At 40.4% G+C, this 24,289-nt stretch carries 23 protein-coding genes; 11 read left to right on the forward strand and 12 right to left on the reverse strand.

Translation table 11 applies throughout. From position 1 onward, the window contains the following. Positions 1–89 precede the first annotated feature (89 nt). The 3 genes from rsmD (at position 90) to WSC_RS0106725 (ending at position 1,723) form a co-directional block, all read left to right on the forward strand. Positions 90–710 (forward strand): 16S rRNA (guanine(966)-N(2))-methyltransferase RsmD, encoded by a 621-nt coding sequence (gene rsmD / locus WSC_RS0106715; RefSeq protein WP_016955153.1) that lies wholly within the window; start codon positions 90–92, stop codon positions 708–710. 160 nt (positions 711–870) lie between these two features. Continuing rightward, entirely contained in the window at positions 871–1,083 is a 213-nt protein-coding gene (locus WSC_RS0106720) for a cold-shock protein (protein WP_016955154.1), read from the forward strand. A gap of 145 nt (positions 1,084–1,228) precedes the next feature. Then, on the forward strand, positions 1,229–1,723 hold the full coding sequence (locus WSC_RS0106725; RefSeq protein ID WP_016955155.1) for a TIGR00645 family protein: 495 nt from the start codon (positions 1,229–1,231) through the stop codon (positions 1,721–1,723). A 20-nt stretch (positions 1,724–1,743) separates the two neighbouring features. Here WSC_RS0106725 and WSC_RS0106730 read toward each other — a convergent pair whose 3' ends face one another. Beyond that, positions 1,744–2,304, reverse strand: coding sequence for an NUDIX domain-containing protein (locus WSC_RS0106730; protein WP_016955156.1), 561 nt, complete (start codon positions 2,302–2,304; stop codon positions 1,744–1,746). Between the two features lie 26 nt (positions 2,305–2,330). Further along, positions 2,331–3,530, reverse strand: coding sequence for a GGDEF domain-containing protein (locus WSC_RS22035; RefSeq protein WP_016955157.1), 1,200 nt, complete (start codon positions 3,528–3,530; stop codon positions 2,331–2,333). 147 nt (positions 3,531–3,677) lie between these two features. Here WSC_RS22035 and tesB point away from each other — a divergent pair, with 147 nt between their 5' ends. Continuing rightward, entirely contained in the window at positions 3,678–4,535 is an 858-nt protein-coding gene (gene tesB / locus WSC_RS0106740) for an acyl-CoA thioesterase II (protein ID WP_016955158.1), read from the forward strand. Here the strand turns inward: tesB and WSC_RS0106745 are convergent, their stop codons facing one another. From WSC_RS0106745 to WSC_RS0106765, 5 genes are read right to left on the reverse strand one after another with little or no spacing between them, the layout of a single operon-like run. Continuing rightward, positions 4,536–6,233 (reverse strand): HD family phosphohydrolase, encoded by a 1,698-nt coding sequence (locus WSC_RS0106745; RefSeq protein WP_016955159.1) that lies wholly within the window; start codon positions 6,231–6,233, stop codon positions 4,536–4,538. A 48-nt stretch (positions 6,234–6,281) separates the two neighbouring features. Beyond that, positions 6,282–8,516 (reverse strand): CHASE2 domain-containing protein, encoded by a 2,235-nt coding sequence (locus tag WSC_RS0106750; protein ID WP_016955160.1) that lies wholly within the window; start codon positions 8,514–8,516, stop codon positions 6,282–6,284. Next, complete coding sequence (locus WSC_RS0106755; RefSeq protein ID WP_016955161.1) at positions 8,509–9,372, reverse strand: MBL fold metallo-hydrolase; 864 nt, start codon at positions 9,370–9,372, stop codon at positions 8,509–8,511. The genes WSC_RS0106750 and WSC_RS0106755 overlap by 8 nt, the downstream gene beginning before the upstream one ends. 27 nt (positions 9,373–9,399) lie before the next feature. Then, positions 9,400–10,716: a FecR family protein gene (locus WSC_RS22040; protein WP_016955162.1), complete on the reverse strand. Its 1,317-nt coding sequence runs from the start codon at positions 10,714–10,716 to the stop codon at positions 9,400–9,402. Positions 10,717–10,730: 14 nt separating this feature from the next. Continuing rightward, positions 10,731–12,083 carry a surface lipoprotein assembly modifier gene (locus tag WSC_RS0106765; protein ID WP_016955163.1) on the reverse strand — a complete coding sequence of 451 codons (1,353 nt, stop codon included), beginning with the start codon at positions 12,081–12,083 and terminating at the stop codon, positions 10,731–10,733. 235 nt (positions 12,084–12,318) lie between these two features. Between WSC_RS0106765 and WSC_RS22045 the strand changes: the two genes are divergently transcribed. Next, complete coding sequence (locus tag WSC_RS22045) at positions 12,319–13,197, forward strand: transglutaminase-like domain-containing protein (protein WP_157447206.1); 879 nt, start codon at positions 12,319–12,321, stop codon at positions 13,195–13,197. A gap of 1 nt (position 13,198) precedes the next feature. On the opposite strand, the gene WSC_RS0106775 is transcribed toward WSC_RS22045, so the two are convergent. Beyond that, positions 13,199–14,344, reverse strand: coding sequence for a polysaccharide deacetylase family protein (locus WSC_RS0106775; protein WP_157447207.1), 1,146 nt, complete (start codon positions 14,342–14,344; stop codon positions 13,199–13,201). Here WSC_RS0106775 and WSC_RS0106780 point away from each other — a divergent pair. Next, the gene (locus WSC_RS0106780) at positions 14,307–15,587 is read left to right on the forward strand and encodes an MATE family efflux transporter (protein ID WP_157447208.1); all 1,281 of its coding nucleotides are present in this window, start codon (positions 14,307–14,309) and stop codon (positions 15,585–15,587) included. The two genes, WSC_RS0106775 and WSC_RS0106780, sit on opposite strands and share 38 nt — an antisense overlap. Here WSC_RS0106780 and WSC_RS22050 read toward each other — a convergent pair. Both WSC_RS22050 and nfuA read right to left on the reverse strand, forming a co-directional pair. Next, positions 15,553–15,816, reverse strand: coding sequence for a hypothetical protein (locus WSC_RS22050; protein ID WP_016955167.1), 264 nt, complete (start codon positions 15,814–15,816; stop codon positions 15,553–15,555). The two genes, WSC_RS0106780 and WSC_RS22050, sit on opposite strands and share 35 nt — an antisense overlap. A 22-nt stretch (positions 15,817–15,838) precedes the next feature. Next, entirely contained in the window at positions 15,839–16,435 is a 597-nt protein-coding gene (gene nfuA, locus WSC_RS0106790; protein ID WP_016955168.1) for a Fe-S biogenesis protein NfuA, read from the reverse strand. Positions 16,436–16,552: 117 nt separating this feature from the next. Between nfuA and WSC_RS22055 the strand changes: the two genes are divergently transcribed. Next, positions 16,553–19,081 (forward strand): M14 family zinc carboxypeptidase, encoded by a 2,529-nt coding sequence (locus WSC_RS22055; RefSeq protein WP_016955169.1) that lies wholly within the window; start codon positions 16,553–16,555, stop codon positions 19,079–19,081. Positions 19,082–19,674: 593 nt separating this feature from the next. On the opposite strand, the gene WSC_RS0106800 is transcribed toward WSC_RS22055, so the two are convergent. Beyond that, the gene (locus WSC_RS0106800) at positions 19,675–20,424 is read right to left on the reverse strand and encodes a ComF family protein (protein WP_016955170.1); all 750 of its coding nucleotides are present in this window, start codon (positions 20,422–20,424) and stop codon (positions 19,675–19,677) included. On the opposite strand from WSC_RS0106800, the gene bioH reads away from it, so the two are divergent. The 4 genes from bioH to WSC_RS22060 all read left to right on the forward strand — a co-directional run bounded on the left by bioH (position 20,423) and on the right by WSC_RS22060 (position 23,581). Then, positions 20,423–21,175, forward strand: a complete 753-nt coding sequence (bioH, locus tag WSC_RS0106805; RefSeq protein WP_016955171.1) for a pimeloyl-ACP methyl ester esterase BioH — start codon at positions 20,423–20,425, stop codon at positions 21,173–21,175. The genes WSC_RS0106800 and bioH overlap by 2 nt on opposite strands. Before the next feature lie 75 nt (positions 21,176–21,250). Next, positions 21,251–21,529, forward strand: coding sequence for a hypothetical protein (locus WSC_RS0106810; protein WP_016955172.1), 279 nt, complete (start codon positions 21,251–21,253; stop codon positions 21,527–21,529). A gap of 6 nt (positions 21,530–21,535) precedes the next feature. Continuing rightward, positions 21,536–22,507 (forward strand): putative metalloprotease CJM1_0395 family protein, encoded by a 972-nt coding sequence (locus WSC_RS0106815; protein ID WP_016955173.1) that lies wholly within the window; start codon positions 21,536–21,538, stop codon positions 22,505–22,507. A gap of 72 nt (positions 22,508–22,579) precedes the next feature. Beyond that, positions 22,580–23,581, forward strand: coding sequence for a phospholipase A (locus WSC_RS22060; RefSeq protein ID WP_016955174.1), 1,002 nt, complete (start codon positions 22,580–22,582; stop codon positions 23,579–23,581). Between the two features lie 44 nt (positions 23,582–23,625). Here the strand turns inward: WSC_RS22060 and pyrE are convergent, their stop codons facing one another. Continuing rightward, on the reverse strand, positions 23,626–24,279 hold the full coding sequence (gene pyrE / locus WSC_RS0106825) for an orotate phosphoribosyltransferase (protein WP_016955175.1): 654 nt from the start codon (positions 24,277–24,279) through the stop codon (positions 23,626–23,628). Positions 24,280–24,289: the final 10 nt, after the last annotated feature.

Below are 24,289 nucleotides of genomic sequence, written 5' to 3' on the forward strand. Positions count from 1 at the left end.
CTTTAAAAATCGCGTTAAATATGATGGAAACTGGCTCTAACACCCAGCTTTGAGGTAAAATATCATTTTTATATTAAATCTAGACGCCAATGGTATCACGCCCAGCCCGTAGACAAAATAAAGCAAATGCTAAAGCAAGCAAGAATCCAGGAAGTGTACGTATTATTTCTGGTTTATTTAAAGGAAAAAAGCTTGCTGTGATGGATATAGATGGTTTGCGCCCGACCACAGACAGAGTTAAAGAAACAGTATTTAACTGGCTAATGTTTGATGTGGCAGGCAGTACCACACTTGATTGTTTTGCAGGCTCTGGCTCACTCGCTTTTGAGGCGCTCTCTCGTGGCGCTACTGACGTTACACTTTTAGAAAAATCATCGGCAGCGGCACAACAACTGGAAAAAAATTTAACTAGCTTAAAATTAGCTGCAAATACCAACACTCAAGTTATCACAACTGATAGCCTGCAATATTTGGCAACTTCGGCAAACAAACAGTTTGATTTAGTTTTTATCGACCCGCCTTTTCGACAAAACTTAGTCAGCCAATCTTGTCATTTACTGGTAGATAAAGGTTGGTTAGCGCCTGATGCCCTAATTTACCTTGAATATGAAAAAGAACTCAATTTTGTAGATTTACCAAGCACTTGGCGCTTATTAAAAAGCCAAACTGCCGGCCAATCGAGCTTCCATTTATATCAACACACAGCTTAACTTTCGCTAGTTAGTGTTGCAGATAAAAAATTTTCATAAAAATTTAAAATATTGAGCGACATTTAACCAATTTAGCTGCTACAATGAATTCTGCGGTTTTTCGCAACTGAAAAGTTGTCAGATCCTGTGGCAACTTAGTTTTATTTTGTAAGAGAAGAAAATGTCAAATCAAGTTATCGGTACAGTAAAGTGGTTCAATGATGAAAAGGGTTTTGGATTTATTGAGCAAGAAGGCGGCAAGGACGTATTTGTTCACTACAGCGCAATCCAAACTGCTGGTGGACGTAGAACCCTAGCTGAAGGCCAACAAGTAACTATGACTGTTACTCAAGGTCAAAAAGGTCCTCAAGCTGAGAATGTTGTACCGGCATAATTTCCTTTAAAGGTAATTACGAATCTTAAAAAGCCGACTTGAGTCGGCTTTTTTGTATCTAAAATTCAAGCGCATCCCTTGGCGCAGCCTATTAAGCTTGTATAATCACCCCAGATTTATCTTAGTTTGACCATAGGAGCTTGCTTTGGAAAAGCAGTTAGAAAGATTGTTGTATGCAACACGATGGCTTTTAGCGCCAATTTACATCGGTTTAAGCTTGGCATTAGTCGCACTAGCAGTGAAATTTTTCCAAGAAATATTTCACCTTATTCCTCATATACTTGAAACCAAAGAAACTGATTTAATTCTGGTTATCCTGTCATTGATTGACATGGCGCTGGTTGGTGGCCTTCTGGTTATGGTGATGTTTTCTAGCTATGAGAACTTCGTTAGCCAAATCGACATTGGTGAAGGACAAGAAAAACTCGGCTGGTTAGGTAAAGTGGATGCTGGCACACTCAAAAATAAAGTGGCAGCATCAATTGTGGCAATTTCGTCAATTCATCTACTGAAAGTCTTTATGAATGCCGACAACATAGAAAGCGAAAAGATGTATTGGTATGTCATTATCCATTTAACGTTTGTCGCTTCTGCTTTTGCTATGGGTTATTTGGATAAAATTACCCGCAAAGGTCACTAAAGCGGTTGATGGCCCTTAAGCTAAAAGTAATCTAACGCTTTTAGCTTAAGTATAGCCGCAACACTAATTGAGTCATGAATTTTTCCGGCAAGAACTAACTCATATACATCGGCCAGCGGCATTTTAACCAATTGTAATTGTTCGGTTTCTTCTGGTTCTGCTTCACCTTCTACAATACCTGTCGCCAAATAGACTATCGCTTTGTCATCGGTAGAACTATTAGAAAGCGATAATTCCATAAACGGCATGAGCTTCTCTGCGGTTAATCCCGCTTCTTCCTTCAACTCACGTAGTGCGCAATCTTCTGGTTTTTCCCCTTTGGGGCAACCACCTTCAATAATTTCCCAACTGTAAGCTTCCAGTGGATAGCGCCACTGGCCGACCAACCAAGTATTACCTTGCTCATCAATTGGTACTATACCAACGGCTAAGTTTTGGAACTCAACCACACTATAAATACCTTGCGTATTCGCTGGTGTTGTTACTTGATCTTCACGCACTCTGATCCACGCATTACTATAAATTTCTTTGCTAGCATGTACTAACCAAGGATTACTTTCATCTTTTAATTCAATCGCCATATTTTGTCCTTTTCTGTTGTAACTGGTTAATCACTTACGCAATTTCGCCCAGCTTTTTTCGCTCTATATAGAGCTTCATCCGCCACTTTTAAACAAGCATCAAAACCACCATGCGCTTTGCTGCTAATACAATAGCCTAAACTTATCGTGACATTTACCACTTGTTTGCTCGCTTTAAGGTTCGTTTGGCGGTCTTTTTTGCTTTGATTTGGTCGTGTTTTATCACGGACAACCATGTCGTAATCAGCTATGCTTTGACGCAATTTCTCTAGCTCTGCGACCACTTTAGTTTGTTTATGGCCTTTAAACACTAATGTGAATTCTTCACCGCCATAGCGAAAAACGCGCCCACCTTGACCAACTTGATTGAGTCGGCTCGCAACCAGTTTCAGTACCTGATCTCCAACATCGTGGCCATAGGTATCGTTAAACTTTTTGAAGTGATCTACATCTGACATCACTACTATATAATTGCGTCCAAGTGAAGAAGCATATTGGTTTAACGCTCGGCGTGATGGTAGCCCAGTCAATTCATCATAATAAGCAAGACGATAAGCATGCTGAGCAACAAAAATGATAGCAGTTACAGCAACAGCTAAATAACTTAAAACAACCAATTGCACATTATCAGCCAATTGCGTGGATAACCATGCAGCACAAACTAATCCAATAAATACGCCTTCTTGCGCCTGTTTATATCGCCAACAAGCAAACAAGCTAAATAACATTGACGATATGCAAGCTATCAAGGCTGCGTATGAATAAAACGGAGCTTGCAGAGCCGGCTGATTTAACGCTACGAATAATGCAGTTAACTTAGTTGGTGCGAGCTGCCAACCAATATAACTCATGATTAACGGACTCAAACCAATAATTAACAACATCCAGCCTAACCAATGGCGTAAACTCTTATTCGGTAGGGCTAAACAAATGATTACGGCTGCAGATAGTGTGGTGAGCTTAGCCGCATTTTGTCCGGATAGGTCTAGCTGACCATGAGTATTCCAAATATCAAATTGCGGTAACAACAAAGCAGCAAGTATGCAGGCTAGCGCAACGCGCAACTGATTGTATTGTACAGCAAGGCCTAAAGCGAGTAATAAACATGCTTGAGGTAACCAGTCTAACGCCCTATGCCAAGCGCCAAATTGGTATAAATATTCTACGTGAGCAAGGTAACTTACTATGACTAGGGCAACCGGAATAATAAGCGCTTTTAGTAACATCTGGTTATATCAGTTCAAAACTCTGTTTTTTGCCAGCAGTATACTGACTTCCCCTAGAAAAAACACGTTTAACCAAGACTCAAGCGCATATATCCGCTATAGTTAACTGGTCGTACCATTTAACATCTGTAAATGTTTGGGGGAATCATGAGTGCCGTGTTAGACGAATTAATTGGTTTAATGTCGTTGGAGCGCATTGAGCAAGGAATATATAGAGGACAGTCGCAAGATTTAGGTTTCGGCGCAGTATTTGGAGGGCAAGTACTTGGCCAAGCTTTGTCTGCTGCACAACAAACGGTTGAAGCCGAGCGCGATGTTCATTCATTTCACTCATACTTTTTGCGCCCTGGCGATGTTAAACACCCGATAGTTTACAAAGTAGATGTAATTCGTGACGGTAAAGGTTTTAGTACCCGCAGAGTTGAAGCAATCCAACATGGCAAAACCATATTTTATCTTACCGCTTCATTTCAAATTGACGAGCAAGGGGTCGACCATCAAGCACAAATGCCTGATGTTGTTGGCCCGGAACTGCTTGTCAGTGAGCTCGAGTTTGCTAGGGCTAATCAAGAATTAATCCCAAGTTCAATTCGTGATAAATTTACTTGTGACAAACCAATTGAAATTCGCCCAGTTGAATTAATTAACCCACTTAAACCCGAGGTTTTACCACCACACAGGCATATTTGGCTCAAAGCCAATGGCAGCGTACCGGATAATATTGCCACACATAAGTTTTTGTTAGCCTATGCGTCCGACTTTAATTTCCTAACAACAGCTCTGCAACCACACGGGCGCTCATTTATGGACCCTAATATGAAAGTGGCCACCATTGATCACTCAATTTGGTTTCATCGTCCGTTTAAATTCGATGATTGGCTGCTTTACCAGATAGATAGCCCGTCAGCTTCAGGTGCTCGTGGTTTAGTAAGAGGCCAACTATTTAACCGTGACGGCCAACTAGTTGCCTCATGTGTACAAGAAGGAGTTTTGCGGTTTAAGTAATTAACTGGCCGCTTTTGTTTGATACCTTAATTCAGGTCGAACATAACCCGGTATCTTGTCCAAATCGACTTCGTCAATTTGTTCTGGGTTAAGAAACTCTTTGGCAAAGATTTTGTAAATCCCCGAGTCGACAAACACATCAAATAGATCTGGATCTATATGATTATCTTTTTTCATAAAACCCAATATTTTTAAACACTGGCTCAACGACTTAGCAGGTTTGTACGGTCTATCAGCAGCTGTTAATGCTTCAAAAATATCTGCAATGGCCATCATTCGCGCTGGTACCGACATCTGCTGACGAGTTAACTGTCGAGGATATCCTGTTCCGTCCATCTTTTCATGATGCCCACCTGCATATTCAGGTACCCGGCGTAAATGCTTAGGAAATGGCAGTGCTTCCAGCATATCTATGGTGATTTCGATATGACGATTAATAATCGCTCGCTCTTCATTATTTAACGTACCACGGGCAATTTGTAAGTTGTATATTTCATCGCTGGTTAACAACGGAGTTGTAGTACCATTAATAGTTACTTCCGCTTGCTGACCTATTTCCTCAACTCGTTTTTGATCTTCTGGCGTCATAAATTCACCGCCAATATTAGCGTTGCGCAGAAATTCAAAATCAGCGTCAAGTTGAGCAAGCGCCTCATTCAGTTCGGCTTCGTAATTGACTATAGTGTCTGCTTGGTTCGTTTTATACGCATCAATTATTTTTTGCTGATAACTTAATTGGATATCACGTTTAACAATTTCAAATCGACTTGCAACTAAATGAATTCTATCGGCAATAGTTTCTAATTTAGTTGCTTTGTCCATCACATATTCAGGCGTGCCAACTTTACCACAATCGTGCAACCAAGCGGCAATATTAAGCTCGTACATGTCTTTTTCTGTCATTGAAAAATCGGACAATGGCCCATAATCAACTTGATTAACGGCTTGTGCGAGTAACATGGTAATTTCGGGTACTCTACGGCAGTGCCCCCCCGTATATGGAGATTTTTCATCTATCGCTTTCGCAATCAATTTAGTAAATGATTGGAAAAGCGTTTGCATGTCGTCAATGAGCTGCCTGTTTGTCAATGCAACAGCGGCTTGCGAAGCAAGTGAATCAACTAAACGTTGGATTTCAGGAGAAAACGGAATTATCTCAGTTTCCCCATTTTCCAATATTTTTTGCGCATTAATTAATTGCAATACGCCATTTAATTCACCTTCATGGTTTTTCATCGGAATGGTTAAAACAGACTGAGTACGATAGCCGATTTTTTTATCCATTTCCCGTGCAGCTGTCATATCAAAGCCATCAAAAGGTTGATAAGCATCTGGAATATTGACCACTAAGTCTTTATTTGCAGCAAAAGCCACCAAGGCATTTAAGTTGGCTTTGCCTTCAATTTCTAATGGGATATTTGGAAACGGAATCGCTTGTCCGCTGGTGCCACCCATATACATGTTTAATGTATGATTAATGAGGGTCTCAAATTTAAGCTGGCTGTCTTCGGTAACTGAATAAATAGTACCGCCGTCAGCGTGGGTAAGCTGTTGTGCGGCAAATAATATTTGTTCGAGTAACTTAGTGGTGTCTTTTTCAGACGACAGCGCGACGCCTACTTTTATTAGGTGATCAACTTGCTCATGCAAGTCTTGCTGAACTATCTCTGAAATAGTTTCCGAAATACTCTCACTCATTAACTGCTCACTTACTTATTCACATTAAACATCCATGCGCCTCTTATATTATTTACTCGTATGGGTAAAACTTCCATCCCAATTTTCAATAAAGTCTTGCTCTCGCAATTCTTCAATACGTTCAAGGTAGATTTTATATAACATTCTAGCCGGATACTGGTCGGATAACTGACTAAAAACTTCTTCTGCCTGTTGCCACTCTTGTGATAAATACCAATCGTAAGCTTGTAAGTGCAGTGACAATTCGTCTTTGATATCTTCAGTTAACTCTGAAAACAAACAAATTGGCTCTACAATTGCCACGGCTTGATTTTTACCTTTAACTTTAACTCTGTCAATTGGTCGATAAACATAACTGGTGGCGAGCTCTTGTGTCGATTCACTTACCAATAGTTTGACACCATAAAACTTGGTTAGCCCTTCTAAGCGACTGCCTAAGTTTACTGCATCACCCAACACAGTATAGGCTCGTCTAAATTCGGAGCCCATATCACCCACATTCATCTCACCGGTATTAATACCAATACCAATTGCTATTTCAGGTAAACCTTGTTCGACAAAACTAACATTCAGCTCTTCAGTTATTTTTAACATAGCGAAAGCTGCAGTAATTGCATTATCTGCATGCTCTGGGTCGTCCAATGGTGCGCCCCAGAATGCCATAACCATATCACCTACATACTTATCTATCGTACCTTTGTGATCTAAAATGCTTTTAGTGATAGGTGAAAAATACTGATTGAGCAGTTGTTTCAGCTCTGTTGCTGACAGCCTTTCAGAAATAGTCGTAAAACTGCGAATGTCTGAAAACAGTACACTCATGACCTTTCTTTCACCATCAAACGATACACTGCTTGGGTCACTTAACATTTTGTCAATATGCGCAGGCGGCACATATTGGTCAAAGAACCCCTTGATCACTTTTTTCTGGTTCGACTCTGCTGCATATCCAATAGCGACATTCACAGCTGTTATTGTAACCAGCAAAGCGATTACGGTAAACAATGGTAATACAATACTAAAAAAATGCCATTGAACCAGATTAAACACTATACTGATTGCGATTAAAGTTGCGCCTGTCAATGCCATTTTGATTGAATCTAACTTAGGCATTAACCAACTCGTCAGCATACCGAGCACACATAAAATCAACACTACCATACCATTGGCAGTATCGGGTTTAAATTTGAGTATATCTGGATGTAACAAGGCCTCAGCAACATTTGCATGAATCTCAACCCCCGGATATTGAATACCAACTGGGGTTTCCCGTAAATCAGCTAAACCAACAGAAGAAGTGCCTATAAACGCAATTGCGCCTGCGAGCTTTTCATCACCGACTCTGCCTTCAATCACATCAGTCGCTGAGATGTATTCAAAGCTTTGTTTTCCGCCACGGTAGGGCACCAAAATGTGCCCATGTATATCTGTCCGTATATTTTGTTTATTTAATTCAATACCCACAATATTGTATTGACCACCTTCAGGCTCAGTTTTTACCTTAATAGTAGGTTCAAACAAATATGCGCGGACAGCTTCTAAAGCCAGTGAAGAGTAGAGTTTGTCTTGATGACGAATGACTAGGGCTGCACGACGAATCGAACCATCTTCATCTGGCATTGAATTCATAAAACCTTGAGAGATGATAAAACCACTTTGTTGTGCAGCTTGATACAAGGTATCAACAACCCCGACAAATGCAGGTTTTGCGACAGCTTTTGTTCTAGTAATGTCGACTTGTGGCTGCATAATAATAGGGCTATCAGGCAAATGCCCAGACATAGCGACTAGTTGATCTTCAAATAATGTCCCAAGAATCACATCACCTTGGCTAATACTTTCAGCTAACTGAGTATCGGGATCGAGCTGCTGCCGATACTTGGATAAATGCTGCTCAACTACATCTGACTTTGGCGTATTGGATAAAATAAAGTCAACCGGATTAACTTCTTCTTCGGAAAACATGACGTCGAATGCGATAACAACGGCACCCGCGTTAAACAATTGATCGACCATTTTTGCGGTTTTGACCCGACTCCATGGAAAGCGACCTTGTTCACGTATGCTTTTCTCGTCAATATCTATAACAACAATCTTGTTGTCCGAATATTGATTACGATAAGGTAATAAAAAGTTGAAACGCAAATCGTAGAGCAAACCATCTAAGCGATTTAATCCAGCACGAGTGTCTGAGTTGACGGGCGATAACTGCAGCAAAATAAAAGTTAGTGTTAATAATAACCCACAGAAAACAGCTAGTCTGTGGGAGGTAATTTTAATCATTTATTGGTGCTGCATCATCTGCGAGTTGGATCACCATACCTTCGTATGCGGCAAATATATGTGTTTTCGATTTTCTGCGCTCTAACATAGCTTGTATATGTGCAACTTGATGTTCAATATCTTCATCTGTGCGCGTGTAGTCATGGCTATATAAGGCACACTGTTTTACTTTAGCGGTAACGGCTAATTCAACCGCCTGGTCAACTAAGCTGTGTCCCCATCCGTGTTTATGTGGCATATCTTTGTCAATATATTGAGCATCATGGATTAATAAATCAGCCTCGCTAATAAACTCAACCCATTCTTCAAAGGTAGTCGATATTTGATATGGCGGGTACAGTTCATTATCTGTTACATAAGCGAGTTTGTAGCCATTTTCTTCGATTAAATATGCAGAACCACCTCCAGGATGGTTGAGCGATTTGCGTCGCACGGTTGCACTACCGACCTGCCAGCTATCTTGCCCTTCGTATGGCGTTAATTCGATATCAGCTCTAAGCTCATCCGATTTTATCGGAAACCAAGTACCTGACATTTGTTGTAAGACTGCATCATCTTCTCTGGGTGTGGTTAACCCGGGTGTTAAAACAATTTTACGCTTTACTTGGTATGCTGGAGTAAAAAACGGGAATCCTTGAATATGATCCCAATGATTGTGCGTCAACATTAAATGAATAGGTTTACCCTTAGCGAGCAACTCATCACCTAATTTAACTATACCTGTACCCGCATCAAGTATGATATCTGTACCGTCTTCAAGTTCTACATGAACACAAGCCGTATTGCCGCCATATTTTGCAAACTCAGCGCCTGCTGCTGGCATACTACCTCTTACTCCAAAAAACTCTACCCACATGCTTTACTACCTTTTGTTTCCATGTACTTACAGATCTGTTGCAATATCATCGCTTGCGACTGATTCATTCGTTTCAGTTAGCTCAAAGGTTCCTGAAGCATTAACTTCTGGGTTATCAACCTCATTTAACGCCACATTACCGTTTATTGTCTCGGATGTAGTAAAAATAGCGTCAATTTCGCCTTCTGCCAAGTTATCACCATGAGACGCATAATTAACACCTACATCTAGTTCAGCGCCGCGAATCGCCCCATTAAAACGAGCTAACCATTCCCCCCCTTCATCGGAGAATGATAAAAAGCCTCGCTCAACACTTTGTTGATCAAAGTTAATTTGCATGCTCACGGTCACATCTGATACGGCCCCTAAGCTACTAACAATTTGATGTTCGTCCAAACTAAAATTCGCGATGCCAACTCGGTCAGCAATCGGATCAAACGTTGGATCGTCGAAGTCAGGTTCTTTGTCAAATTCCTCCGGCAATGGGACTTCCGGCGTCTCATCTTGAGTTGGCTCAAATACAATTTCTGTGGGAGAATCGTCTTGCGCAGTTGGGCTAGCGCTCTGTTCAGACTCAGTCATTCCAACATTCAAAGAGTCCGCATTACCTTCGTTGCTTGCTAGCGTCGATGATTCATTCGACCCTGAATTATTGCTCTGCTCGCCATCATTCTCATCTTGCTCTGATTCAGTTGATTCCTGCTGCTCTGAATCCTGAGTTGGATCAACACTATGTCCCGAATCAAAAACTTCCGGAGCAGTCAACAACCCAGTTACTTGACCGTTTGCTTGTATTTTACCAAAACTAAAGTTTTCGTTAGCCCCAAAAGAAACTAAGTCAACTCCACCACCAACTTCAACATTAACGTCAATCGCGCCATCCCAAACGGCAATAAACATTTCACCATCAACCAGTTCAATCTCAAAATGAGTCCCGCGAATACCAATACTACCAACAGGTGTTTTTAACTGATATTCGCCATTGTCATTTTTTATTTTTCCACTAATAGTCCGAATGCCACCTGAAAGCAAATTCATTACGGCTGAGCCAGTATCTGTTTCTGGATCATACTCATAGGTTGAAATAATCAGTTGTGTATTCTCTTTTACTGCCAGCAAACCGCCATCCATCATTTTAAACTGAGCTTTGCTTTTAGGCCCGGTTGTTACCGTATCAACATCATACACAGCTGAACGTCGTTTTAATGGGCGTGTTTCTTCACCAACCGCCGCCACATCACCTAATGCGACTAAGGTGCGTCCAGCAATATCAGCAGCAGTGCCTAGTTGTGGCATAAATGCTAGAGGTAAAAAAACGATACGTAGACCAAAGTTAATTTTCATGAGTTACCTCTGCACTAAAACGTATATCGAATACCGCTGTTCACGACATTACGATCAAAGCTATAGACATATTGGTTACTGTTTTTACGACTAATTCTGGCTTGGGTACGCCAAGTCCAATTATTTGCAAATGGATATTCATAACCCAATTGGTAAATGATATTGTGATCTTTGCGCTTTTCAGCAAAAAACGGTGACACACCATCAAGATTTTTAAAACTTAAATTTAAATGCTGATGTTCTGCTTGTTGGTATTGCCAACTTAAACGTAGCATGCCCCAAGACTCAAATTTTTGCATCCAACTGGCGGAAATACCATTAATAGTTCGTTCGTACTGCTGAGATTGTTCAGTAAAACTCTTAACATTTTCATCTCTAAATGACGTACCAATAGCTAACCTAGCATTGTTTAACTGTTTAATATATTGGAGACGAAGGGTTGCGCTGTTGATATCTAAATTATCGTTTACCGCGTTGTTGATCATTGAGTAGTTGCCAGACAACTGAACACTAGTACTTTCACTGATGGATAAATTCGCGCTACCCATTACGGCCAGCATGTCGTGATATTTCTCACCACCATACCAAAATGCCTGAGCAAACGCATTTGCTCGCAGTTGCATCGCCCCCAGTTTATAATTGTAACCGGCGGCTAAATCTAAATTGGATTTATTAAAGTCAGTCAATTTACTATTTTGCGTATGCGAGACATTAGCGCTAGCAAACCAAGCGTTAAATTTAGCTGTTGGATAACGGTATGCAACATTTGCATCAAATTTACTAAAACTATCTGATTCAACTGGAAACTGTAGATCAAAAATACCAACCCCAGCAACAGGTATAGGATACAATTCGTCGCCCAAACCTGAATTGGCATTAGAATCATATCCTAGAGCCAAACCTGCATAACCAGACCAAACCGGATCTAGCTGTTCACTTTTTTTATCTATTAATAGCAGATACCGTTCGGCCTGTTCAGTTACTTTTGCGGTTGGTTTCAGTTTAAGTAGATTGACAAATTCACGTTTAGAAGCCACCAAGTTATTAACTTCAAAATAAGCGACTGCCAGCGCATATCGTGCGTTTAGGTTGTTCGGGCGATTAATTACCACACGCTCAAAAGCAAATATCGCTTCTTGGTGCATACCAATTTGCCGTGCAGCCAACCCGTATAAATAATCAAAATCTGAATCACCCGCATATTGATCAAACAAAGATTCAGCCAACTCAAAAGCATCTTGGTATAAACCTGCTTCAACAAGTTTTATAAGATATTTACGATCATCCGTTTGTGCATTTGCCGTATGGGCACACAACAATAAGCCCAGATATACAATTTTTTTAAGATTTTTCGCTGTCGAAAACATTGAATATATCCCTAGTGGATAGCCTAGTTTGTTCGCAATCGAGTGATTGCTGGATTTCCCAATAATTACTATTAAACTAACAGTATAAGTGTAGGCAAACAAAATAGACAATGATAGAGCTAAGTATTTGTTAATCTAGTTCATAAGTAAACCTAAAGGCTGATAGTTGCGTCACATTATTTTTATTCTCATCGGATTAATATTTTGCTACTCACATGATTTAAGTGGCAAACAATTGGCGTTTGAAAAACTTAAACAAGGTCAGCAAACCCAATTCAACTATGTGTGGCTAAACCACCAACAACAAAAGTTACAACTCAGCTTCGCCCTCGACAATAGACAACTATTTGGTTTATTTAGAAAATTCAAACTCTACCAACCCCATTTAGCACAAAGATATGTTTACGTTAGTATGCAAAAAGCTCTGGTTAGTTGGCCAAATAAAAAACAACGAGTGAAACTAATTTCTCGGCCTAATGACATAAAAATTGTTGCTTATGGTAGTCAAGATGAACAACCACATGAACTCATGCAACATCTACTACAAATCCAATATCAAGCACAACAAACCTACCTTGAGCAAAACACCTATAGCCAAATGACTAATGCTTTTGGTAATCAAGTTATCAAACCAGACCATATGCGTATTGCCAAAGAGTCACTTGAGTTTGTTCAGCCTATTGTTGAGCAAGTTCCACAAGAACTATCAGGTTATATCACCCGTGATTCAATTAATTTTTTATTGTCCTGGCTACAAAGCATACCTTATTCAGCACTTGAAAGTCGCAGCGAATCTATGGGGTTAGGCTTTAATCCACCGAATAAATTATTATTTGAAAACCAAGGCGACTGCGACAGTAAAAGTACTTTATTTGCGGCGATTATGCGCGCTTTTGTGCCTAATTTAGGCATAGTTATGGTTTATTTACCTAATCACGCATTAGTCGGTTTGCAAATCCCGTATTCACAAGCGGACGAATATATCGAATTAGATGGCAATTATTATGTGTTAGCTGAACCCACTGGCCCAGCTGTATTGCCGCTCGCAGAGATAGGTGTTGAATCAAAAAGAGCCATAGACGCTGGCTCTTTTAGTGCAGAGTCGATGCCTTAGATTAATCAATGACCCAAGGTTGTGACAACCAGTAAAAGCGCCCGTTTTGCTTAGTTTGCATGGTGCAGTTATAGCGCGAGCGTCCTTTTTCTAATTTTTGTTTTGCGCTGATTTTATACTCAGTAGCAGATAACTTTTGTAAATCCATTTCAGCTTTGCCACCAATAAAACAATTCAGCGGATTAACCGGCGCCGTCAATAATTTAAGCTGTAAACTTGGTGGGTTAGAATTTGGCTGTACAATAGGTGATGGCAACAAGTTATAATCCACCGGCAAGGCTTTCGTTAACAGCTTAGTTGTTAAGGTTTTTTCGTCTGCATAAATGCCAGAAGCTGGGAAACGTGGCAAGGCAGTAAAATCAGAAAACTGTGCCACGGCACCACTTTGCTGACCAAAAGTAACTAATTTTTGCGCTTTCAACCAATCTTGTATCCAAGTGTCGTATTCACCATATGGATACGCGACCAGCTTTTTACTGTAACCAATGTGCTGCTCAATCGCCAGCTCTGTTTTAGTAATAGATTGCTTAATCTTCTGTTGCCAACTTTGATTCGTGGCCGCATCGTTACGTACCCAATAATCGTGCTCCCACCCATGATTAGCAATGGTCATTTTATGTTTCGACCAATATTTCAATTCATCCCAAGTTAAATAAAAACTAGGGCTTTTTGTCAATAACCCAGGGTTAACAAAAATAGTTGCTGGCCAGCCGCGTTTTTGAAGTTCAGGTAAAGCTTGCACAGCAATATTTTTGTACCCGTCATCAAATGTAATCGCGACACTTTTATCTGGCAATGCTTTACCTGTTCGAACACTGTCAATCGCCTCAGCCAAATCAACCACAGTAAAACCAAGCTTTTCAATTAACTGCAAATGCTGAATAAATTTTTCATTGCTCAGGCTTGTTACATCAGGCGTCGTTTCATCAACATGATGATACTGCAAAATAACAAAACTGTTATCTATGGCACTTGGGTCTATAGCTGCGCAGGCAAGTTTGCTAAACTGTAGCCCAACCAAGCCCAATAAAATTAAGCAACTACGCTGAAATAATTTAACCATGCAACTTTCCCCTTCTTTAACTGCGTATTTGGCACTTGCAGTGCCTATGATAGTGTCTAATATTACCACACCTTTATTGGGCATTGTCGACACCAGTATCTTAGGCCATTTACCTCACGCCTATTTATTAGCGGGCGTTGCACTTGCCAATACGGTTATTACCGCTGTTGTTTGGTTGTTTGGTTTTTTACGCATGTCGACCACAGGCTTAACCGCACAAGCCATTGGTAAAAACAATCCCCTGCAAACAAGCCAACTATTGGTACAAGGCTTATCAATTGCAATAGGTGTTAGCCTAGCATTACTTATTTTGCAACCTTGGATTTTGCAAGGCGCGTTATGGTTTGCCGAAGCAGACGCGCAAGTAAATCAAGCTGCGAGCGAATACTTTTTTATACGCTTTCAAGCCCTGCCCGCTAGCTTAATCAACTTAGTTTTAGTCGGCTGGTTACTCGCACACGGCAAAACCAAAGCAATCATGTTGACACAAATTGCAATTAATTTGGTTAATGTAATTTTAGATTTAATCCTAGTATTTGTGTTTGATTTAGCCGTTAAAGGCGTTGCTTGGGCAAGCTTAGCGGCTGAGTACACAGGTTTAGTTATTTACCTGCTTATAGCATTTAAGCTGATAGTAACAACTAACTTACATCGTTCAATTCATCATTCGTTTGTGCACCTAAGTAAAATAAACTTCCGCCAATTTCTAGCAGTTAATCGCGACATACTTATTCGAACGCTAACTTTAGAATGTGCCTTAGTCTTTTTAACCTTTCAAGGCGCTAGAATTGGCGTAGATGTACTAGCTGCCAATGCTTTGTTAATGAATTTTTTAATGTTGATATCACTTGGGTTGGACGGCATTGCTTATGCGGCTGAAGTGCAAATTGGCAAAACATTTGGTGCAAACGATAAAACAAAACTTAAGCAGAATATTATGCTTGGCATGAATTTAAGCCTAGCTTTAGCCGCTGTTTATAGCTTAGTGTTTTTATGGTTTGACCAGCACATAATCGGCCTAATGACAGATATACAGTCGATAAAAACCGCAGCGCTCGCATTTAGTTTTTATATAATCATTTTGCCGCTGACAGCTGTATGGTGTTTTTTATTGGACGGAGTATTTATTGGTTTAGCTGACAGCAAAAGCATGCGCAATAGCATGTTAATGTCGGTTGTTGGGGTATTTTTTCCAGTTTGGTATACAGCTAATTATCTAGCAGAGATTCACAGTTATAATCCAAATCATGCTTTATGGATTGCCCTGCATGCCATGATGTTAACCAGAGGCATTACTCTTGCTCGGAAAATAACTCTTTATATTTAGCTTTATGAAAGCGCAAGTTAGCTATTCGTGTGGCAAATATGCCAACATAACCGTAAACAGCTAAAGCAAAAGCAATTAGTAAAATCGCCAGTAATGGATATAAGAGTATTGTTGGAATGTTAGAGATAAAAATAAATGCACTGGCGCATAACCAAAACAAAGCTAAGCCGATTAAAAACACACGCCAGCTGCGTTTGGGGTTTTGGCTGAGTTTGTCGCTCCAGTGCATTATTAAGTATTTTTAGCAGTTGTTAATAATAAGAGTGGTCGCCAGATTTGTGCTCTGTAATATCGCGCACGCCAGTCAACTCACCTGCAAATTTTTCTAACAATTGTTTTTCGATGCCTTCTTTTAGCGTCACATCAACCATAGAACAACCGTTACAACCGCCGCCGAATTGCAATATAGCAACACCGTCATCTGTGATTTCCATAATATCAACTTTACCACCATGGTTAGCTAATTGTGGATTCACTTCGCTAACCAAGACGTACTCTACACGTTCAATTAAGCTTGCACCTTCGCTAACTTTACGCATTTTTGCATTTGGCGCTTTTAAGGTTAATTGTGAACCCATTTGATCAGCGACAAAGTCAATTTCAGCGTCTTCAAGATATGGTGCTGAATCTGGGTCAACCACCGCATCAAAACCTTGGTAGCTGTATTTTAAGTCTTTGTCTTCAACCGCATCAGGTGGGCAATACGAAACACCACATTCAGCATTAGGTGTACCTGGATTAACAACAAAAATGCGAATTTGTGTGCCTTCTGCTTGGTTTTCTAACAAGCGGGCAAAATGAGATTGGGCCGATTCAGAAATAGAAACTAATAGCTTTGAGTCGCTCATAAAGTACCTGACTATTTTACTCAAGAAATAGCCATATCATACCGCAAAAATTGAATATTGGCTAAGAAACTGTATAGTTTGCCTAACTAAGTCAAATTGTTCCGTCGGAGCCTAACTTTGAGCCGCTTGAGCCATTTTTTCGTTGTTTTTTTAACCTGTATTTTCAGCGTCAGCATTTCCGCCAATGTTATCAGTCCAGAACAATATATCCCGAGCTACAAAGCAGACAAACACCTGCGCTTTAGTCAAATCACTAATTACCTCAATCATGTTGCACAAAATAGTGCCAACACTAAATTAATCCAGTTTGGTTGGAGTGAAGAAGGCCGACCTCTTTATTTATTGGCAGTATCCTCTCAGCAAAATATTCAAAATTTGGATGAAATTCGTATCCGCCACGAACAACTGAGTAATCCTTACGCAACTCGCCTCAATAGCAAAAATTTACCTGCTATTATCTGGTTAAGCTTTGCCAGTCATGGCGACGAACCAAGTGGTCCACACGCGGCAATAAAAATCATTCATTATTTAATTAGTAGCCAACAACAAGAAATACAATCTTGGCTAAATAACAGCGTATTGTTATTTGAAGTCGTAGCCAATCCTGATGGCTTTGACCGCTATGCGACGTGGGCAAATGCATTTTATAGCCAATACCCAAGCAAGCATGCAGAACATGCAAAAAACACTCAAGAATGGCCAACCGCCCGTGGCAATCATTATTGGTTTGATTTGAATCGTGATTGGCTGCCACAAACCCAAGTTGAAAGCCAAGCGCGTTTAGCTGAATACCACAAATGGAAACCCAATGTATTGGCTGATTTTCACGAAATGCAGTCTAATCAAAGTTACTTCTTCCAGCCTGGTGTGCAAGCACGCATTAACCCATTAACACCTGAAGACAATATCACACTAACCAAAGCTTTATCCGACTATACAGCTCGTGCTTTCGACCAACAGAACAAGCTATTTTATAGCGAAGAAAACTTTGATGACTTTTATATAGGCAAAGGCTCGACCTACCCTGATTTACAAGGTGGCTTAGGCATATTGCTAGAACAAGCTCAAAGCCAAGGGCAACAAATTGAAACCAGCAATGGTTTATTAACCTTTGCCCAAACTGTTGATAATCAAATGACTGGGGTAATTTCCATGATCCGTGCAGCCAATGCCAAACGTCAGGCTTTGATTGATTTTCAGCAAGATTTTTTCCGCGACAATATTAAACAAGCACAAAAAGACAAAGTATCGGGTTACTTAGTGCAAGCGCAATACGACCAACATAGTCTGGATGACTTTTTACAGTTAATGGCCGCACATCAAATAAAAGTCTATCCATTAGAACAAGACTACCAAGCGAATGAGCAGCTCACTTTTTATAAAAACACCAGTTTTTGGATACCTGTACAACAGGCACAATACCGCCTAATAAAAAGTATATTTAGCCAACAAACTGAGTTTAACGACCACACATTTTACGATGTAACTAACTGGAACATAGCTTTAGCTTATGGCCTAGAGCATCATACAATTGAAGGGCGATTCTTTGGGGTTAAAGCACACAAACAAGCTTGGGATATTAATCGTCAACCAAACAAAATAACTCAGCCCAACGACTATAAAACTGATGCGGTCGGTTATTTGTTAGATTGGCGCGACGGCGACAACCGCCATATTTTAGCTGAGTTGCTCAGGCAACAAATACAAGTTAGAGTCGCAAAAGCAGCTTTTAAAGGCGTAACCCCAAATGGTAGTCAAAACTTTGCTGCTGGCAGTTTATTAATTTTACAATCTGATAATTCACAGCAATCACTGCAAAACTTTAAACAGCTGATTGGCCAGTACAATTTAACCATCACGAATCTAACAACAGCACATACACCCGAAGGGCCAGATTTAGGTAGCGACAAAATGCAGCTAATACAGTTGCCAAAAGTGGCCACGTTAGCTGCGCCTTGGGTTCAACAAACTGAAGTGGGCGAATTTTGGTATTGGTTGGATAAAAAAATAAAACTGCCACTGATGATGTTGACTGGCGCTTCGGATACAAAGTGGCCATTAAAAGATTTTAGCCATTTGTATTTAGTTGATGGCCAGTATCAAAATTTAACCACCAGCCAAACTGAACAAATCAAACAATGGGTTGAACAAGGTGGCACTTTAATTACCACTAAACGGGCTACTGTGTGGGCAAGCCAAAATCAATTAATTAAAAATGATTATTTGTCAGAGCGTGATTTAACTTCACCTTTTAAACAAAATTATGATTATGTTGATAAAGAAAAGTTTTACAGCGAAATGCGCATATCCGGCACTGTTTTTAGTGGTGAAATAGACAACACCCACCCGCTTGGATTTGGCCGCATTAATAAAGCATTAAGTTTATTCCGCAACGACCGAGTGGTTTTGCTGGAATCAAACACAGCATTTGCCGACGTGGCGCACTACTCTGATAAACCTTTAATCGCTGGATATGCTAGCCCGGAAAACATCAGCCATATTCGCAACAGTGTCGCAGTTACCAGCCATAAATATGGCCAAGGCCGAGTCATTGCTTTTAGTGATAACCCTATATTCCGTGGTTATTGGTTGGAGACAGCTAAAATACTCACCAATAGTTTGTTTTTTGCCGAGTTGATTGATTAATTTTATTGTCAGCGCGCAAAATGCCAAATGAGGGATTGAGAGTTAGGGACAATATGCGGGAATTGCTTGAATAATCGAGGCATAGAAGGTCAAGGTAATTTAGGTGATTTTCACAAAATCGCTGCGAGGCCATCCATGGCACGCTCTCAAACGGTATCCCTACCGTTTGGAAGTTTTGTGAAAATCACCTAAACCACCTATCCCGACAACTTTATCGCTGGTTGACAAACACCTTCAACCAGCGACTCGATTTCAGGAAATCGCCAGAGCATAACTTTCGCAAAACCGCTGTGAATACAATCCCTGTACGCTTCGCTTTTTCATCCCTGAAAAAGAAATTTTGCTCTAAGTTATTGCTCTAACACTTTCCTCACATATGTATCGCTGCATTTTCCAGCTCCGAAAACTACGAAAATGCCAAATTAGGGATTGGGAGTTAGGGACAATGAGCCAACCTCCGATTACATGGATGTAATCGGCGAGCGACCACGGATGGCTCGAAGCGTTTGGTGAATTGCCCCGAGCTTTCAAGCCCGTGAACCCTAATCTTGTCGCTGGTTGTGAGGTGCAATATACAGAAATTGCCAGAGCATTTAACCCAATTTCGCCCAACTAACCGTGACCGCCGATACACTCGCAACTTCATATTCCAATAAACAAGCAGCCAATGAATTCAGCGTTGCACCCGTGGTAATAACATCATCTACCAGCAATAAACGTTTCTCCTTAACTTGCTGAATAAACTGTGACTTAACCGCATAAATATCTTGTTTATGTAATCTGCGTGCTTGACCGGTTAATTTAGCTTGATGTTTAGTAGCTTTAGTTTTTTGCAGTGCATGTAGAACAGGTACTTGGCTATAGATGCTAAACTGTTGCGCCAACCATGCAGACTGATTAAACCCACGAAACCACAGGGCCGAATAATGCATAGGTACAGGAATTAAATAATCGAACTTAGATAAATCGCCAAGCTGCGATAACTCACTATCGGCAAAACTTGCAGATAAAAGTTGTGACAATGCGGTGCGCGCCGTTAAATCACGCTGATATTTGTATTGAGTAATTAAATTAGCAATAGGTGTTGTATGTTCAGCCAAACAAAAAATATGCTCAAGTTCGTCAATTTGCATGCTTTTTTGTGCATCTAACAAAGTGGTTATATCCGACCAAGCTAAATAATTAGCACCTTGCTGCCAGTCGTTAACACAATATTGGCAAACTAAATGTCGTGCTTGAGTTGCACTGTTACAAGCTAAACATCGACTAGGTAGCTTTTTATGAACTTGTGTTAAAATAGCCGATAATTTTTTAAATCCATTAAAGTAGTTTTGCAGTTCCATGGCAAATAATCATCCAATTTATTTTATACACGGTTGGGGTATGAACCGTGCAGTCTGGCAACCGACATTTGAGCAATTAAGTCAAAAAACCAAGCGGCCGCTAATCGCACTCGATTTACCCGGTTATGGCAATAGTATCAATCAATTGCCAACTAACTATAACCTAGCTGAAATCAGCCAACAAGTTGCTACTCAAATGCAAACTCCTGGAATGATCCTTGGTTGGTCACTAGGTGGTTTAGTAGCGCAGCAAATTGCCATCTCTCAACCAGAGTTGGTAGATCAGCTAGTACTAGTTGGATCTTCACCGTTTTTTGCAGCTAGCGACAACTGGCCGGGCATACAAAATAAAGTACTAAGCAACTTTCAGCAGCAATTAAAATTAGACTATAAAAAAACCTTAGAAAGATTCTTAGCCATCCAAGCCATGGGCAGCGCGGATGCAAAACAAGATATCAAGACTTTAAAAGCCTTATTACTGACCTGTGAAGAGCCAAATGCAGAAGCACTCGCCGCTGGATTAGTCATATTACAAACAGCTGATTTACGTGGGAAAATTCAGCAAATAGCTGCGCCAACCTATCGTCTATATGGCAAATTAGACAGCTTAGTGCCAAAAGCGGCTATCAGCCAAATCGAGGACTTACACCCACAAAGTACGAGTTATGTGTTTGACAAAGCGTCACATGCGCCGTTTATTTCACATGCTGATGAATTTTGTAAATATTTGCAGACGCTGCTCAATGGTTAATTTGTCGTTTACAGCTTTATTTCCAACCCATTTTGATTAATAATTAAGCATTGGTTGAGTAGTTGAGGTGGTTTGATGGAAATTTCATCTGGGTCTTTATCTGGTGCTTTGCAAAGCAGTTTGCAAGGTTTACAGAAAAGCAGTGACGGCATAACAGAACATGCGCGAAATATTCGCGATAATAGCTTGCCGACTCAAGCGGACGCCGAGCAAAACCAACAAACAACTTCAGCGCCATCTACTACTGATAGTTTAGTCGGTTTAGTTGAAGATAAAAATTTAGCTAGTGCTAACATTAAAGCTTTGCAAACTGAAAACGAAGTTTTAGGCAGCATTATTGATATTAAGGTTTAACTCGCAATGAACATTGTGACTCAGTTTCCAGTTAACATTAACTTGAATATTGCCAACCCGCAAACTGAAGCGGCGCGCAAAGAAGCTTTGTCACGTGATGCTATTACCCAAGCCACTGAAAACGAGCAGTCAGCTAAAGAATCTGGTGTAGGCTCAGAGCGTGAACGTGCCCAAGCAAGGGCCAATCAACCAGTTACCTACGAATTTATAAAACATGAGCGCCATGAACAGCATATTGAACAGCGCCATGCCAAAGATCATTCAGAAGATAATCCAACTGAAGATAATTCCGAAAAACAAACGACAGACCAAAATCAACAACAAGCTAAACAACAAAAAGGCTCGGATGGACAACAATTATCCGGAGGTGAACAGCAAAAAGTTGATGATTTAGAAAAACGTGATCGTGAAGTTAGAACCCACGAACAAGCACACGCTAATATTGGTGGCCAATATGCTGGTTCTCCTAGTTACGAATTTGAGCGAGGACCCGATGGCAAAAGCTATGCGGTTGGCGGCGAAGTAAAAATTGATGTTTCAAAAGTTCAAAATGATCCACAAGCGACCATTCGTAAAATGGAGCAAGTGCAACGCGCTGCGTTAGCCCCAGCAGAACCATCAGCTGCGGATAGACGTGTTGCCAATGAAGCGGCACAAAAAGCCCAGCAAGCTCGCGCTGATTTACAGCAAGAACAAATTGAAGAAATTCAAAGTGTCAGCAAAGTGGCTGAGCCAACTCAAGTTGATGGCGTTGCAGCCAATAGAGAAATCAATCAAGCTGAAGCAATTGCAACCATCTTTGGGGTGAAAGATGCCATTCCTAACTTTGAACCAAAACAAAGTTTAAATATTGAAGAGACAGTACAACCGCGCACAGAAGATTACGACCCAAGCGTCAGTGCGCGTGCATTGCGCATACAGAAGTTTTACAACAGCACAAGTGTGCCACAATCCACTCATTTTACCCGTTACGCCTAGGGCCTGTTGACCTTTCGTGTACAAAATTTCTTGCTATACTTAGGATAAATTCAATTGAAATAATAGGTTAGGATGGCTATCTCAAAACAATTTTATCTAGCAATTGCATTTTGCGCATCATGGCTTTCAAGCGTTCAAGCAAGCACGCTCGCCAGCGCAATTGGTCCGCAGCTACAAAAACCTTGTAGTGAAATTACTAACAATGAAAAACGCCTTGCCTGTTTTGATGCGAAAAGCCAACAAAACAAACAAAAATCGTTACAAAAAGAGCGGCGAGAACTCGAAAAAGCCACCTCAGATACGCCGTTTATTATGCAATCATATCGCCCGAGTTATTTTTTGCCGCTCAGTTACAATCCCAAACAAAATCCAGTCAATCCAAACATTTTGTTCAATAGTCCAAAAGAAGGTATTAGCATTGATGATGTTGAAGTAAAGTTCCAAATTAGTTTTAAGTTACCTTTGGCAAAAAATGTCTTGATGGATAATGATGTGATTAGCATGAACTATACCCAACTGTCATTTTGGCAACTTTATAATAAACACGCATCAAAACCCTTTCGCGAAAACAATTACGAGCCAGAAATAATGTGGATGTTAGATTTTGACAATAAACAACCACCTAGTTTATTCGGTTTACCTATAGATAGTTTTGGTGTTTCGTTTAACCATCAATCAAATGGCCGCTCTAATAATTTTTCGCTTGGTTGGAATCGGGTGATCTTTCACTTAATGTTCAGCGATAAAAACTGGTTAATCGCCTTCAGGCCTTGGATACGCATGCCGGGGGATCATCTAAAAGTGCATGATACTTCGACTGACCACTATATGGGGAAATTTGATTTATCTGCTGCGTATAAGGTCGGTAAACATACTTTTTCAACTAAGCTACGCAACAACTTAAACACAACCAAAAATAAAGGTTATCTTGAGCTCAATTGGAGTTTCCCACTGCCCGTGAGTCAATTAAAAGGATTCGTACAATATTCAACTGGTTATGGTGAAGCTTTAATTGATTACAATCACAAAGTTAATCGCGTGAGCTTAGGCTTTTTACTTGCAGACTGGTTTTAATAAAAACAAGGTAGTCAATACTACCTTGTTTTCTCGGGGATTAACTAGGCGATGCCGTATTGAGCGCGGTACGCCTGAACTTTTTCTAAGTTACTTTGGCTTTGTGCGTCTTGGCTATTTTGTTTTAAATATTCAATTAAATCGGTTAATTGAATAATTGAGATAACTTGTGTGCCGAAGTCTCTTTCTACTTCTTGGATAGCTGACAATTCGCCTTTACCTTTTTCTTGGCGATCTAATGCGATTAGCACACCAGATAAGTTTGCACCTTGCTGCTGAATAATCTCCATTGATTCACGAATTGCAGTGCCAGCTGTGATCACATCATCAACCAACATAATGTCGCCGACTAAATCAGAACCGACTAAAGTACCACCTTCACCGTGATCTTTTTTCTCTTTACGGTTAAAACAGTAAGGTACATCTTTTTGATAGCTATCAAACAAAGCTATGCTAGTTGCGCTTGCAATAGGAATACCTTTGTAAGCTGGGCCAAATAACACGTCAAATTTAACCCCACTATCTTGCAAGGCTGCGGCATAAAAACGACCAAGTTGCGCTAAATCACCACCGGTTTTAAATAAACCTGCGTTGAAAAAGTATGGACTAGTACGACCTGATTTTAGGGTAAACTCACCGAATTTAAGTACACCGCGAGACAAAGCAAATTCAATAAAAGCTTTTTTGTAATCTTGCATTTCTGTCACC

Source organism: Catenovulum agarivorans YM01, assembly GCF_000281085.1.
Taxonomy (GTDB): domain Bacteria; phylum Pseudomonadota; class Gammaproteobacteria; order Enterobacterales; family Alteromonadaceae; genus Catenovulum; species Catenovulum agarivorans.

Bases quoted from the DNA above. Each gene is read 5' to 3' on its own strand.
- WSC_RS0106815 (WP_016955173.1), top strand. From the start codon at position 21,536: ATGAACATTGTGACTCAGTTTCCAGTTAACATTAACTTGAATATTGCC.
- WSC_RS22060 (WP_016955174.1), top strand. From the start codon at position 22,580: ATGGCTATCTCAAAACAATTTTATCTAGCAATTGCATTTTGCGCATCA.
- WSC_RS0106810 (WP_016955172.1), top strand. From the start codon at position 21,251: ATGGAAATTTCATCTGGGTCTTTATCTGGTGCTTTGCAAAGCAGTTTG.
- WSC_RS22040 (WP_016955162.1), bottom strand. From the start codon at position 10,716: ATGAAAATTAACTTTGGTCTACGTATCGTTTTTTTACCTCTAGCATTT.
- WSC_RS22035 (WP_016955157.1), bottom strand. From the start codon at position 3,530: ATGTTACTAAAAGCGCTTATTATTCCGGTTGCCCTAGTCATAGTAAGT.
- WSC_RS0106720 (WP_016955154.1), top strand. From the start codon at position 871: ATGTCAAATCAAGTTATCGGTACAGTAAAGTGGTTCAATGATGAAAAG.
- WSC_RS0106730 (WP_016955156.1), bottom strand. From the start codon at position 2,304: ATGGCGATTGAATTAAAAGATGAAAGTAATCCTTGGTTAGTACATGCT.
- WSC_RS0106765 (WP_016955163.1), bottom strand. From the start codon at position 12,083: ATGTTTTCGACAGCGAAAAATCTTAAAAAAATTGTATATCTGGGCTTA.
- nfuA (WP_016955168.1), bottom strand. From the start codon at position 16,435: ATGAGCGACTCAAAGCTATTAGTTTCTATTTCTGAATCGGCCCAATCT.
- WSC_RS0106800 (WP_016955170.1), bottom strand. From the start codon at position 20,424: ATGGAACTGCAAAACTACTTTAATGGATTTAAAAAATTATCGGCTATT.
- bioH (WP_016955171.1), top strand. From the start codon at position 20,423: ATGGCAAATAATCATCCAATTTATTTTATACACGGTTGGGGTATGAAC.
- WSC_RS22050 (WP_016955167.1), bottom strand. From the start codon at position 15,816: ATGCACTGGAGCGACAAACTCAGCCAAAACCCCAAACGCAGCTGGCGT.
- WSC_RS0106775 (WP_157447207.1), bottom strand. From the start codon at position 14,344: ATGCCCAATAAAGGTGTGGTAATATTAGACACTATCATAGGCACTGCA.
- tesB (WP_016955158.1), top strand. From the start codon at position 3,678: ATGAGTGCCGTGTTAGACGAATTAATTGGTTTAATGTCGTTGGAGCGC.
- WSC_RS0106750 (WP_016955160.1), bottom strand. From the start codon at position 8,516: ATGATTAAAATTACCTCCCACAGACTAGCTGTTTTCTGTGGGTTATTA.
- WSC_RS0106755 (WP_016955161.1), bottom strand. From the start codon at position 9,372: ATGTGGGTAGAGTTTTTTGGAGTAAGAGGTAGTATGCCAGCAGCAGGC.
- pyrE (WP_016955175.1), bottom strand. From the start codon at position 24,279: ATGCAAGATTACAAAAAAGCTTTTATTGAATTTGCTTTGTCTCGCGGT.
- WSC_RS0106780 (WP_157447208.1), top strand. From the start codon at position 14,307: ATGATAGTGTCTAATATTACCACACCTTTATTGGGCATTGTCGACACC.
- WSC_RS0106745 (WP_016955159.1), bottom strand. From the start codon at position 6,233: ATGAGTGAGAGTATTTCGGAAACTATTTCAGAGATAGTTCAGCAAGAC.
- rsmD (WP_016955153.1), top strand. From the start codon at position 90: ATGGTATCACGCCCAGCCCGTAGACAAAATAAAGCAAATGCTAAAGCA.